The organism is Flavobacterium laiguense, assembly GCF_003097655.1.
GTDB classification, from domain to species: Bacteria; Bacteroidota; Bacteroidia; order Flavobacteriales; family Flavobacteriaceae; genus Flavobacterium; species Flavobacterium laiguense.
This window is the reverse complement of the sequence record NZ_QCZH01000003.1, coordinates 212,690-226,484: the sequence shown is the minus strand read 5'-3', so window position 1 is coordinate 226,484 and position 13,795 is coordinate 212,690. Positions and strand designations below refer to the sequence as shown.

Annotated in this window: 14 protein-coding genes; 13 read left to right on the top strand and 1 reads right to left on the bottom strand. The window is 32.8% G+C overall.

What is annotated here, in order from left to right; all coding sequences use genetic code 11:
* Positions 1–47 precede the first annotated feature (47 nt).
* Positions 48–743: a LytR/AlgR family response regulator transcription factor gene (locus DB891_RS05140; RefSeq protein WP_116761251.1), complete on the bottom strand. Its 696-nt coding sequence runs from the start codon at positions 741–743 to the stop codon at positions 48–50.
* 167 nt (positions 744–910) lie between these two features.
* On the opposite strand from DB891_RS05140, the gene rpsF reads away from it, so the two are divergent.
* The 13 genes from rpsF to porD all read left to right on the top strand — a co-directional run bounded on the left by rpsF (position 911) and on the right by porD (position 13,739).
* Complete coding sequence (gene rpsF / locus DB891_RS05135; RefSeq protein WP_116761249.1) at positions 911–1,252, top strand: 30S ribosomal protein S6; 342 nt, start codon at positions 911–913, stop codon at positions 1,250–1,252.
* Between the two features lie 5 nt (positions 1,253–1,257).
* Positions 1,258–1,554, top strand: coding sequence for a 30S ribosomal protein S18 (rpsR, locus tag DB891_RS05130; protein WP_007138295.1), 297 nt, complete (start codon positions 1,258–1,260; stop codon positions 1,552–1,554).
* A 66-nt stretch (positions 1,555–1,620) separates the two neighbouring features.
* Complete coding sequence (gene rplI, locus DB891_RS05125; protein WP_116761247.1) at positions 1,621–2,061, top strand: 50S ribosomal protein L9; 441 nt, start codon at positions 1,621–1,623, stop codon at positions 2,059–2,061.
* A gap of 100 nt (positions 2,062–2,161) precedes the next feature.
* A complete protein-coding gene (locus tag DB891_RS05120; protein WP_116761245.1) occupies positions 2,162–5,362 on the top strand; it encodes a TonB-dependent receptor in 3,201 nt (1,066 codons plus the stop codon).
* A gap of 120 nt (positions 5,363–5,482) precedes the next feature.
* Entirely contained in the window at positions 5,483–5,956 is a 474-nt protein-coding gene (locus tag DB891_RS05115; RefSeq protein ID WP_116761243.1) for a DUF6495 family protein, read from the top strand.
* A 73-nt stretch (positions 5,957–6,029) separates the two neighbouring features.
* Positions 6,030–8,033: an NAD-dependent DNA ligase LigA gene (gene ligA, locus DB891_RS05110; protein WP_116761241.1), complete on the top strand. Its 2,004-nt coding sequence runs from the start codon at positions 6,030–6,032 to the stop codon at positions 8,031–8,033.
* Complete coding sequence (locus tag DB891_RS17500; protein WP_116761239.1) at positions 8,023–8,730, top strand: hypothetical protein; 708 nt, start codon at positions 8,023–8,025, stop codon at positions 8,728–8,730. The genes ligA and DB891_RS17500 overlap by 11 nt, the downstream gene beginning before the upstream one ends.
* 275 nt (positions 8,731–9,005) lie before the next feature.
* Positions 9,006–9,497, top strand: a complete 492-nt coding sequence (locus DB891_RS05100) for a DUF6913 domain-containing protein (RefSeq protein WP_317045989.1) — start codon at positions 9,006–9,008, stop codon at positions 9,495–9,497.
* Between the two features lie 8 nt (positions 9,498–9,505).
* Complete coding sequence (gene dapA, locus DB891_RS05095) at positions 9,506–10,393, top strand: 4-hydroxy-tetrahydrodipicolinate synthase (protein ID WP_116761235.1); 888 nt, start codon at positions 9,506–9,508, stop codon at positions 10,391–10,393.
* Between the two features lie 131 nt (positions 10,394–10,524).
* A complete protein-coding gene (locus tag DB891_RS05090; protein ID WP_116761233.1) occupies positions 10,525–11,319 on the top strand; it encodes an outer membrane protein assembly factor BamD in 795 nt (264 codons plus the stop codon).
* Positions 11,320–11,327: 8 nt separating this feature from the next.
* Positions 11,328–11,645 (top strand): DNA-directed RNA polymerase subunit omega, encoded by a 318-nt coding sequence (locus tag DB891_RS05085; RefSeq protein ID WP_116761231.1) that lies wholly within the window; start codon positions 11,328–11,330, stop codon positions 11,643–11,645.
* An 8-nt stretch (positions 11,646–11,653) separates the two neighbouring features.
* Positions 11,654–12,865 (top strand): bifunctional phosphopantothenoylcysteine decarboxylase/phosphopantothenate--cysteine ligase CoaBC, encoded by a 1,212-nt coding sequence (coaBC, locus tag DB891_RS05080; RefSeq protein WP_116761229.1) that lies wholly within the window; start codon positions 11,654–11,656, stop codon positions 12,863–12,865.
* The gene (gene porD / locus DB891_RS05075) at positions 12,858–13,739 is read left to right on the top strand and encodes a type IX secretion system protein PorD (protein WP_116761227.1); all 882 of its coding nucleotides are present in this window, start codon (positions 12,858–12,860) and stop codon (positions 13,737–13,739) included. The genes coaBC and porD overlap by 8 nt, the downstream gene beginning before the upstream one ends.
* The last annotated feature ends 56 nt before the right edge of the window (positions 13,740–13,795 follow it).

Below are 13,795 nucleotides of genomic sequence, written 5' to 3'. Positions count from 1 at the left end.
AAATCCGTACAATTCGTGGTAGAACGGTAGTGTTTTAAAGTAGTTTTTTAAGAATAGGCAAGTGCTTTTACAAGGTCTTCTTTTTTGTTTCGGCTCAAAGGAATTTTTGTTACTCCAATTTCGGCAAATTTGCTGTTAAAACGATCGATCTTATCAATATTGACGATAAAGGATTTGTGTACTCTAATAAATTTGTCTTTCGATAAATCATTTTCAAAAGATTTCATAGTGGAAAGTACTAGATTGCTATCATCTTCTGTAACTACTTTTACATAATCGCCAAAAGCCTCAATCCATTTAATTTTAGAAGTAAAAACTTTTAATTTTTTCAGGTTACTTTTAATAAAGATATGTTCGCCTTCATCTTCTTTATTCTCTTTCTTAAGAAGGAATTGGTCAATTGCTCTTCGAACCGAAGCGTTAAATCGCTCGATAGAAATTGGTTTTTGAAGATAATCGGTCGCGTTGTAGTCAAATGCCTTCATAGCATATTCTGCTTTAGAGGTAATGAATATAATTTGTGGTTTTGTTTTTAAACCATCAAGAAAATCAAAGCCACTAATTACGGGCATTTCAATATCTAAAAATATTAAATCTACCGTATGTACTGTCATGCAACTTTTAGCTTCTATAGCATTAGAAAAATCACCAATTAAGTTTAAATTGGTGTGGTTGTTAACTAATTTTGCAATTATCATCCTTTGTATAGAGCTATCATCTACAACTACACAGTTTAGTTTCATAATGTTCGAATTATTGATTTGGTAGAGTAAAAATACTTTTTTTTATTTTATTAATCTAATAAAAAGAGTGTTTTTTCGTTGTTCGTCGATTAAAACAGTTTTATGCTTGTTTGTTTAAAAAAAAAGGTTACTTTTGCAGCCAAATTAACAAATAAATAAAAATATTTATGAATCATTATGAAACTGTTTTCATTTTAAATCCCGTTTTATCTGAAGTTCAGGTGAAGGAAACAGTAAGCAAATTTGAAGATTTTCTTACTAGTAGAGGAGCAGAAATGGTATCGAAAGAAGATTGGGGTCTGAAAAAAATGGCTTACGAAATTCAAAACAAAAAAAGTGGTTTTTATCACTTGTTCGAATTCAAAGTTGCTGGAGAAGTTCTAATAGCTTTTGAAACTGAATTTAGACGTGACGAAAGAGTTATGCGTTTTTTAACTGTAAGTCTTGACAAACATGCTATCTCTTGGGCTGAAAGAAGAAGAGCGAAACTTAAATCTACAAAAGCTTAATTATCATGGCAACATTACAACAATCTGCTTCAGGAAAAAAAGACGGGGATATCAGATATCTTACGCCTTTGAACATAGAAACTAACAAGACAAAAAAATATTGTCGTTTCAAAAAATCAGGCATCAAATATATTGATTATAAAGATGCTGATTTCTTATTGAAATTCGTAAACGAACAAGGAAAAATTCTTCCACGTCGTTTAACTGGAACTTCATTAAAATACCAAAGAAAAGTGTCTGTAGCTGTAAAAAGAGCGCGTCACTTAGCTTTAATGCCATACGTGGCCGATTTATTAAAATAATTAAAAATTAACAGTTGTTGGTTTTCTGAAAGATGAAACCTAACTTCTATAAAAAAGGACAACAACATGGAACTTATTTTAAGACAAGACGTTCAAAATTTAGGATTTAAAGATGATATCGTTTCTGTGAAAAACGGTTACGGACGTAACTTTTTAATCCCACAAGGATTTGCTCATTTAGCTACTTCTTCTGCAAAGAAAGTATTAGCTGAAAACCTAAAACAAAGAGCGCATAAAGAAGCTAAAGTTGTAGCTGATGCAAAAGCATTGGCTGAATCTTTGAAAGCTATCGAAATTAAAATCTCTGCAAAAGCAGGTGGTGAGAAATTATTCGGTTCAATTACAAACATTGATATCGCTGAAGCTTTAGCTAAAGGTGGTCAAGTAATTGATAGAAAATTCATCACTTCTGGAATCGTTAAACGTACTGGTAAATATGCTGCTACTGTAAGATTGCACAGAGATGTAATTATTGAATTAGCTTATGAAATCATAGCTGAAAAATAACATTTTGTTAACACTTTGTTAATAAAATAAAAAAATCACTCTTCGGAGTGATTTTTTTTTGTCTAATTTTGAGCGTAAACCAATAAAAAAATCTTCCAAAATGAAAAAATTAATCACTTTATTTTTTTTTGTTTTCGGTCTCTTTGTGATGTCCGGACAAACGACAACCTCTAATATTAAGGGAATTGTAAAAGTTCCTACTGGCGAGACGCTTCCTGGAGCGTCGATTCGGGCAATTCATACTCCTACGGGGTCAAAATATTCAGCTGCATCTAATGTAGAGGGAAGATTTAGTATGTTGAATATGAAAATTGGCGGACCATATAAAGTTGTGGTTTCTTTCGTGGGATTTAAATCGCAAGAAATTAATGATGTGTATCTGGATTTGGGTAAAACTTACAATCTTGAAGTGCTTTTGGTTGATGAAAGTCAAGCATTGAAAGAGGTAAAAGTGACTACTACTAAAAATAAAGTTTTTCAAAGTAATAAAACAGGTGCTGAAACCACAATTGGGAGAAAAGAATTGGCAGCTTTGCCTTCTATTTCAAGATCTGCAGAAGATTTTACAAGATTGGAACCTACTGCAAGTGGAGGTTCTTTTGGAGGTAGAAACGATCAATACAATAACTATTCTTTGAATGGTGCGGTGTTTAATAACCCTTTCGGATTGGATGCTGCAACACCTGGAGGGCAAACAAATGCCCAACCAATTTCATTGGATGCGATTGATCAAATTCAAGTAGCTACAGCACCTTATGATGTTACTTTGTCCGGTTTTACAGGAGCTTCCGTGAATGCCGTAACCAAATCGGGATCAAATGAGTTTCATGGAACTGTTTATGGTTATTTTAGAAATGAAAGTATGACAGGGGATAAAGTGAATGGGGAAAAAATATTCGTTCCTTCATTAGAACAAACTCAAGCGGGTTTCAGTATAGGAGGCCCAATTATCAAGGATAAATTATTCTTCTTTGCCAATTATGAAATTGATAAAAGAAGCGATTTGGGGTCTAGCTTTGTGGCAAACAATGGAGATGGAGTTACCGGAGTGAATGAATCAAGAGTATTGGAAAGTGATTTGATAAGTGTATATAATGCTTTAACTAATTTGAAAGATGCAGCTGGTAATAATTTTGGTTATAATCCAGGAGCTTATCAGGGATTTATTCACAACTCAAATTCAAATAAAGGGATTATAAAATTAGATTGGAATATAAATGACAATAACAAATTGGCAGTTATTTATAACTTCTTGGATGCTTCAAAAGACAAACCCGCACATCCAACGGCTTTGGGGTTTAGAGGGCCAAGTGCTTCTATTCTTCAATTTCAAAATGCAGGATATCAGATAAATAATGAGTTAAGTTCTTTCTTGGTTGAGTTGAATTCAAAAATTAGCGAGAGAATTTCAAATAAATTGCAGGCTGGTTATACTTCGTTTGATGATTATAGAAATCCGTTTTCAACTCCTGCACCTATTATTAATATAAAGGATGGAGCTGGTGCCAATTACATTATTACGGGTCATGAACCTTTTTCGATTAATAATACTTTGGATCAAAAGGTTTTTCAGATTACGGATAATTTAAGTTATGAAGTAGGTAATCATTCGTTTACTTTTGGAGGTTCTTTTGAAAAATTTGCTTTTAAAAATTCCTTTAACTTAACAGGTTATGAAAATTTCGGTAATCCAAATGGATATGGAGGTTTGTTTTTTTCGCCCTATTTTACTGTTGCTGATTTCTTAGCGGATGCGGCCAAACCATATGCAACTAGTATGGTAGCTCAAAATATGCAATATGCAATAGATCAATACAATAATAAAAGCAAAATCGAAGTAGGGGATATTGGTGGTTGGAAATTAGCTGAATTGAATGTGGGGCAAGTTGCTTTTTATGCACAAGACGATTGGAACTTAAATGATAATTTTAAATTGTCTTTGGGGTTAAGAGCAGATAAGCCTTTATATTTTGACACAGCTGATTTGATTCAAAAATATATGGATGTTAATGCTGCAAGTGGGGCGGTTCGTGACGAAACTATCGATTACTATGATCCAGCAACAGGGCAAGCGGTTAAGTTGATTTCTACTGATTTGCCGTCAGATAAAATACTTTGGTCTCCAAGGCTTGGTTTTAATTGGAATATGGATGGGAATAATATTTCTCAACTTCGAGGAGGAACGGGGATCTTTACCGGTAGAATTCCTTTTGTTTGGTTAGGGAATCAAGTAAGTGGTGCCGATGATAGTTTTTTACAAATTATGGATCCAGATTACAAATGGCCACAAGTATGGAGAACTAGTTTAGGATATGACCATAAATTTAAAAGCAATTATATCTTAACTGTTGATATGTCTTATAATAAAGATATTAACGGGGTACAAGTGCAAAACTGGGGGTTGAAAATACCTTCAGGAACTCTAGCGGGTACTGATAATAGAGCGATTTATTTGGCATCAGATAAAGGAGTGAATAATGCTTACGTGATGACCAATTCTAATAAAGGATATGCATTCAACTCTTCGGTTAAAGTACAAAAGAATTTTGACAATGGAGTATACGCCAGTATTGCTTATAATTATATGATATCAAAAGACGTTAACTCTATAGAAGCTGAAATTACTGGTGATGCTTTTGCTTTTAATCCTGCTTTAGGAAATGTAAATGATGCTGTACTTTCAAATTCTAAATATGGAGACAACAATAGATTTGTTGGTGTAGGTTCTAAAAAATGGAAATACGGCAAAGACAAATGGGCTACTACGGTTTCAACCGTTTTTGAATATGCTCAAGGGGGACGTTTTACTTATACATATGGAGGAGATATCAATAATGACGGATCTGGTGCTAATGATTTAATCTATGTTCCGACTTCGGCAGAAATTAGTGCTATGAATTTTTCTGGTGCAGGCCAGGGAGCCGCTTTTGATAGCTTTATCAGTCAAGATGATTATTTAAGTGAAAGAAGAGGTCAGTATGTAGAACGTTATGGTGCTTTATCTCCATGGCGAGGTAAATGGGATATGAAGATATTGCAAGATTTTAATTTTAAAGTATCATCGGCTTCGGAAAAAACAAATACAGTTCAATTCAGTATTGATATTTTAAATTTCAGTAATTTATTGAACTCTGATTGGGGATTGGTTCAAACTCCGGTAAGTATTCAACCAATAGGCGTTTCAGTAGCAGGAAATACTCCAACTTATACTTTCAATGGTACACAAACCGAAACGTTTGCATATGATGCCAGTTTGGCATCAAGATGGCAAATGCAATTCGGAATTAGATATATTTTCTAAATAAAAGCAACTAAGTTAATTAGCCTTCTTGAAAAAGAAGGCTTTTTTTTGGTCCAAAAAAGTCTAAATTTGCATTTAAATGGGTTATACCAAAAAAAGAGAAGAATTTAATAGCAATACATGAAATACACCAGACTAACAAAAGAACAATTAGAAGAGCTGAATCAAGAATTCAGTACTTTTTTAGCTACTCAGACAATCGATAAAGCCGAATGGGATAAAATAAAAGCCGAAAAACCGGAAGTGGCCGAACAAGAATTAGACGTTTTTTCGGATTTGATTTGGGAAGGAGTACTTACCAAAGCGACCTACTTAGAGTTTTTCTCTAAAAATCATATTTTTCTTTTTCATTGCTTTGATACCTATATTCAATCTATTGTTTTGAAATCGTTAGTCCCGGAAACTGACTTTTTGACCAAGGAGGGTTTGCAATGGCTTAGTGATAATATGTTTACGGAAACTATCGAAATGAAAGTGGGTAAAAAGGAATTTACCGAAGAGCGCAATCTGTCAATTTTCCAATTGATCCAACAAGGTTCCTTTTTAAGTGATGGACAATTATACAATCAAATTAATTCGATTATCGAGTCATAATTTGATTTTTATTCTTTTAATTGGCTATTTTAGTGGATTATTTAATCGACTAGAATAGCCAATTTTGTTTTTTATGGATATACCGCAAACCATTCAATCGCTTCGTGATGAACTGAATCTTCATAATCATAATTATTATGTTTTGGATAATCCCTCTATACCTGATTATGAGTTTGATATAAAGTTGGCAGCCCTTCAAGATCTAGAGAATAAGTATCCAGAATTTTTTGATGCTAATTCACCGACACAAAGGGTAGGAGGAACAATTACCAAAAATTTCGAAACAATTGCGCACGATTATCGGATGTATTCACTTGATAATTCCTATTCGAAAGAAGATTTAGTAGATTGGGAAGCCCGCATCCAAAAAGTTTTAGGAAATGTTCCTTTAGAATATACCTGTGAATTGAAATATGATGGTGCATCTATAAGTATTACATATGAAAACGGAAAATTAAAGCGAGCTGTGACTCGCGGAGATGGTTTTCAAGGAGATGATGTGACCAATAATATAAAAACAATCAAATCGATACCTTTGCAATTAAAAGGAAATTTTTCAGATTATTTTGCAATTCGCGGTGAAATTATTTTGCCTTTTGCTGGATTTGAAAAAATGAATCAGGAGTTAATTGAAATCGGAGAAACTCCCTATTCCAATCCAAGAAATACTGCCTCAGGAAGTTTAAAACTGCAGGATAGTGCCGAAGTCGCCAAACGACCTCTGGATTGTTTGCTTTATTTTTTAATTGGACCCAACTTGCCTTTTAATTCCCAATTTGAAGGCTTGGAAACTGCAAGAAGTTGGGGGTTTAAAGCGCCTACCGAAGCTAAATTGGCAAAGAACCTAGAAGAAGTTTTTCAGTTTATTGAATATTGGGATGTGCATCGCCATGAATTGCCGTATGAAACGGATGGTGTGGTGATCAAAGTGAATGATTTTCGTCATCAGGAAGAACTGGGGTATACTGCCAAATCACCTCGATGGGCAATTGCTTATAAATTCAAATCGGAGCAAGTAGCCACACGATTGAATTCTATTTCGTATCAAGTGGGAAGAACTGGTGCTATTACGCCTGTTGCCAATCTTGAACCCGTACAATTAGCAGGAACCATTGTAAAAAGAGCCTCTTTGCATAATGCCGATCAGATTGAAAAATTGGATATTCGAGTAAACGATACCGTATTTGTAGAAAAAGGAGGGGAGATAATTCCGAAAATCATAGCGGTTGATTTAAGTAAACGTCCCGATAATTCAGAACCTACAGTATATATAACCCATTGCCCGGAATGTAGTACAGAATTAATCCGTGGGGAAGGGGAAGCCAATCATTATTGCCCTAATTTTTATGGTTGCCCTCCGCAAATTATAGGGAGAATTCAGCATTATATTTCTCGAAAAGCAATGGATATAGAAGGTCTGGGAGGAGAAACCGTCGCCTTACTTTTTAATAATGATTTGGTACATAATTATGCCGATTTATACGAACTGACTGTAGAACAAATTCTGCCTTTGGAAAGAATGGCACAAAAATCGGCTGAGAATTTGGTAAAAGGGGTCGGGAATTCTAAAAGCATTCCTTTTGAAAGTGTTTTGTTTGCTTTAGGGATTCGATTTGTAGGTGAAACAGTGGCCAAAAAGCTGGTCAAACATTATAAAAATATTGATGCCTTACAACAGGCGACTCTTATGGATTTAATCTTAGTAGATGAAATTGGTGAGCGGATTGCCCAAAGCGTGATTGACTTTTTTGAAAATAATGAAAACAGAATCATTATTGAAAGATTAAAAAGTTATGGCATACAATTTGAAATTGTCGAAAAGATAAATCCAAATGCAACTGAGAAATTCTTAGGAAAGACTTTTGTGGTTTCGGGTGTTTTCTCCACTTTTTCAAGAGATGAATTAAAAAAAATGATTGAGGATAATGGAGGGAAAGTAGGAAGCTCTATATCCGCCAAAACTGACTTTGTTGTCGCAGGGGACAATATGGGACCCGCCAAGTTAGAAAAAGCAAACAAACTCAATGTACCCATAATTTCGGAGGCTAATTTTATAGAAATGTTACATGAAAGCTAGTACTCCATCCCTTGTTTTATTTTTTGTAGCTTCTTTTTTTGCTATTTTTTTTAAAGTGTTAGAATATGATTCTATAGTACTTTATGCTAAATCAATAGTGATTCCTTCTTTGTTTATTTATTATTTGGTTTCAAATAATTATAAAATAAAACCCATAAAAGCATTGGTTTTTTTGTTGTGTTTTATGAGGGAGGTTTTTGTGTTATTGAATAGTAAAGAATCTGCAATGGGGTCATTTGTTTGTATTCTTTTTGTTTATTTAATATTGCTGGTTTTATCTCTTAAGGATTTTAGAGACTTAAAATTTAATCAAAAAGACAGTACTTCAATTCTAATTTTAGTTTTATTATTAGGGACTATTTGTTATTCGGTTTTAAACTTGAAATTTGAAAGGTTAGCTCTGAGTTTTTCATTATATGTTATTTTTGGAATTGTTTTGAGTCTTTTGAGTGTTGTTGTGTTATCAAATTATATTAAAAATGAAAGTTATGTCTTTGTTAATTCAATGATGATGTGTGTGTGTTTTATAATTACAGACATTTTCTTTGTTGTTTATAATTTTTATTTTAACCTCTATATTTTCAGTTTGATTAGTGTTATCACACAGGTTTTGTCTTATTTCTTTATGGTGAAATATTTTATAGCAAAGGATCAGATTAAAGTAGATTTAGACGATAATAGATTTTCCATCAGCTGATTTTTTGTATTAGTTGTAAAGTAGAAATCGATTGTCCTTTCCAAAATAAAGTCTGTCAGTCAGCTTTAAAACCATTTTTTATTTAATACCTCAAATTGTTTTGCAGAGTCTCTCCCTTGGACTTTATTAGATGTGTAAAAAAAAGTGTTAAGAATATAACAAAAAGTTTCAAAACATCATTATACTTTTTTAGATTTACCATTTCAAATGCAACTTAATTAATTAAATTTGTAATCCTAAAAAGTACTATGTTTTTAAATTACATAAAGAGGGTATTGATTAAAAAAACTTTAAAAAGCAGTATACGCAATGTTAAGGTGGATAATACAAAGAATCCAATAAAAACAGTTGGTTTGTTTGTTGATGAAAGTTGTTTTTTGAATACAGATGATTTGATAAAAGAAATCGTTTCTAATGGTATTGCCGAAAGTAATATTAAAGTTATCGCTTACAGAGACGTTTTGAAAAAGAATGAAGTGTATTCGTGTCCTACTTTTGGTTTAAAAGATTTCAATTTTAAAGGTACTATAGAATTACAGTTAATAAATGGGTTTATTTCAGATGAATTTGATTTGTTAATCAATTATTACGATGTTGAAAAGCCTGTTTTGTTGCTTTTGACCAATAATTCGAAGGCTAAATTCAAGGTTGGTTTTTCGTCTATTGACAAAAGATTAAATCATTTGATGATAAACAGTAATGTAGAGAATTACATCGTTTTTACCCATGAATTATTTAGATACTTAAAAATATTAAACAAAATATAATTTAAATTATGCAATCATTAATAGGAACAGGAGTTGCTTTAATCACACCCTTTAAAGAAGATTTTTCAATAGATATTGATGCTTTAAAAAGAATTATAAATTTTTCGATTGATGGAGGGGTTGAATATCTTGTTGTACTTGGTACAACTGCAGAGAATGCCACTTTATCTCAAGAAGAAAAAGAACTGATAATCCAAACCGTAATTGAAGTAAATGCTGGAAGATTGCCTTTAGTTCTAGGAGTTGGAGGGAATAATACACTAAAAGTGGTTGAGGAGTTAAAAACGAGAGATTTGTCTAGTTTTGTTGCTATCCTGTCTGTTTCGCCATATTACAATAAACCTACTCAGGAAGGTATTTATCAGCATTTTAAAGCTGTTTCAGAAGCGTCACCGATTCCTGTGATTTTATATAATGTTCCCGGGAGAACAGCAAGTAATATGTTGCCAACTACTGTTATTAGATTAGCTAATGATTTTGAAAATATTATTGCGATAAAGGAAGCTGCCGGAGATATGGTTCAAGCCATGCAATTATTAAAAAATAAGCCTAAAGATTTCTTAGTAATTTCTGGAGATGATATGATTGCTTTGCCAATTGTACTGGCCGGTGGTTCCGGGGTTATATCTGTAATCGGACAAGGTTTTCCGAAAGAATTTTCTGAAATGATTCGTTTGGGTTTGAATAGGAAAGTAGATGATGCATATAGATCACAGTATATATTGTCAGATTGTATCGATATGATTTTTGAACAAGGAAACCCAGCAGGGATTAAAGAAGTGTTCAGGATTTTAGGAATTGCTGAGAATGTAGTGCGTTTACCACTGGTTACAGTAGATGAATCTTTAGCAAGTCGATTAAGTGTTTTTGTTAAGAATATTGATAAAAACGCATAAAAAGTGCTTGATTTTTTTATACAAAGAAATATTTTGTAATCGCTAAATTAATAACTAAATTTGCTACCAAAACTTTGGTGTCGTTTTATTGTGGATTTAAATTATCCAATAGAATAAATATAAGTAAAAAAATGAAAAAAATAATATCAGTATTGCTTGTTGTTCTCTTTTTTTGCTCGTGTAGTGAATATCAAACTGCATTAAAAAACGAAGATGTTGCCGTAAAGTTTGATGTAGCTTCAAAATTATATGATGCTGGAAAATATTCAAAAGCCATTAGACTTTTTGAACAATTGGCGCCCGCTTATAGAGGAAAGCCACAAGGAGAGAAGTTGTTTTACATGTATTCTCAATCTTGTTATAAGACTAAGCAGTATTATATAGCAGGTTATCAATTTGATAGTTTTATTGCGGGTTATCCAAAAAGTGAAAAGGCTGAAGAGTGTGCTTATTTAGGAGCGCAAAGTTATTCTATGTTATCACCGGTTTATTCAATAGATCAAACTGATACCTTTAAGGCAATTGAAAAGATGCAAGGATTTATTGATAGCTATCCAAACTCTCAATATATTGCTCAAGCAAATGAGACGTACAGGAAATTAAATGATAAAATTGAACGTAAAGTTTACGAAAACGCTTTAGAGTACAATAGAATTTCAAATTATAAATCAGCTATTATTGCTTTTGATAATTTTATTGCAGATTTTCCAGGAACTCCCTACAAGGAGAAAGCATTGTACTATAAATTTGATTCTGCTTACGTGTTTGCAATGAATAGTGTTCCTTCAAAAATGGAAGAAAGATTAAATACCGCAAAGACATACTATTTGAATTTGGTTAAGTTTAGACCTAATACCGAATACAAAACTAAAGTGGATGAAATGTCGGCACAAATTGATTTAGAATTACAAAAATATAATAAATAAAGAAAGTCATGGATTTAAAAAAGACAAATGCTCCAGTAAACACAATAACGTATAATAAAACAGTTATTGAAGAACCTACTGGAAATGTGTATGAGGCGATAACAATTATGGCTAAAAGAGCAAATCAAATTAATTCTGAAATCAAAAAAGAATTGACTGAGAAGCTAGAAGAATTCGCTACTTATAACGATAGTTTAGAAGAAGTTTTTGAAAATAAAGAGCAAATCGAAGTTTCAAAATTTTATGAAAAACTTCCTAAACCTCATGCATTAGCTGTTCAAGAATGGTTAGATGGTAAAATCTACCATAGAGACGCAAATAAATAATCTATATAATGTCAGTTTTAAGTGGAAAAAATATTTTGCTGGGAATTTCTGGCGGAATTGCTGCATATAAAACGGCTTCATTAGTTAGACTCTTCATAAAAGCAGGTGCACATGTCCAAGTGATAATGACACCTGCTTCTAAGGATTTTATAACCCCACTTACCTTATCTACTTTATCTAAAAACCCAGTCTTTTCAGAATTTTACAATAAAGATGAAAAAAACGAGGAATGGAATAGCCATGTTGAATTAGGTCTTTGGGCTGATCTAATGGTTATTGCTCCGGCAACAGCCAATACGTTGTCAAAAATGGCAAATGGATTGTGTGATAATCTGTTAATCGCCTGTTACTTATCTGCTAAGTGTCCTGTTTATTTTGCGCCAGCAATGGATTTAGACATGTACATCCATCCTTCTACCGTTGAAAGCTTTAAGGCTTTAAAAGAATTTGGAAATATAATGATTCCTGCAGAAAACGGAGAACTAGCCAGTGGTTTGTCCGGTGAAGGTAGAATGGCCGAACCCGAAAATATCGTTTCTTTCCTAGAGGCAGATCTCGAGAGCAAATTACCTTTAAAAGGGAAAAAAATACTGATAACGGCTGGGCCAACTTATGAAGCAATAGATCCTGTTCGTTTTATAGGGAATCATTCTTCAGGAAAAATGGGTTTTGATATCGCTCAAAGTGCCGCTAATTATGGAGCTACTGTTATATTGATTTCAGGCCCAACACATTTTACGATAAATCATCCTTTGGTGCAATTAATTCCAGTTGTTTCTGCGCAAGATATGTATGACGCTTGTCATATATATTATGCAGATGTGGATGTTGCCATTGCCGCCGCCGCCGTAGCAGACTATAAGCCTAAGAATGTTGCCCAACAAAAGATTAAAAAAGCAGCCGATGATTTTACAATCGAGCTCGAAAAAACCAAAGATATCCTTGCTTCTCTTGGTGATATAAAAAAGAATCAGTTTTTAATAGGTTTTGCTTTAGAGACTGAAAATGAAATTGAAAATGCTAAAGCAAAAATCCAGAAAAAAAACTTAGATTTGATAGTTCTTAATTCCTTACAGGATCAAGGAGCCGGTTTTGGAAAAGCAACCAATAAAGTTACATTTATTGATAGTTCTTTTCATATAGAACCAATGGATTTGAAATCTAAGGAAGAAGTGGCAGATGATATTTTAAACAAGGTAATAACGCACTTTTATGGTTAAATATGTTTTATTTCTATTGATGTGGTGTGGCTTTATTCAAGCGCAACAACTGAATTGTACGGTAACGCTAAATACCCAAAAAGTGAACAATGCTAACCAACAAGTTTTTAAAACTTTGGAAGCGGCATTAAATGAATTCGTTAATAAAACAGATTGGACAGGACAAACACTTTCGCAAAAAGAAAAAGTTGATTGTTCGATGTTTATAACGATTTCAAGTTATAATTCGGATCAATTTACAGCCAACATACAAGTACAGTTCTCAAGAAATATATATAATTCATCCTATTCGTCTCCGGTATTAAACTTGAATGATAAAGATTTTAATTTCAATTATACTGAGTTCGAAAATTTGACATACATCCCAACGAGTTCCGATTCAAATCTGGTTTCTGTTATTTCTTTTTATTGTTATATAATATTAGGAATGGATGCGGATACCTTTGTTCCTATGTATGGGAATAAATATTATGGAGAGGCATTAAATATTTCTAATGTTGCTCAACAAGGAGGAGGTAAAGGATGGAGTCAATCCGATGGTCCGATAAGTAGATATACTTTAATAAATGACTTATTATCTCCTACATTTAATGAAATAAGGTTGTCAATTGCACAATATTATATGGGCTTGGATATGATGAATCTAGATCAGAAAAAAGCCAAGGAAACAATTAAAGGGGCTTTAATGAATTTAGCCAAATTAAATGACACAAAGCCCAATTCCTATTTATTGCGAATTTTTATGGATTCAAATTCTGACGAAATTGTTTCTATTTTTACTGGCGGACCCAGTATTACAATTACTGATTTGGTAGATAGTTTGAATAAAACCTCACCAATGAACTCTAGCAAATGGCAATTAATTAAGTACTAATTAAGCTTCTAAGTTACTAAGAATCTTAGAAGCTTAACAACTTTCGCTTTAAACCA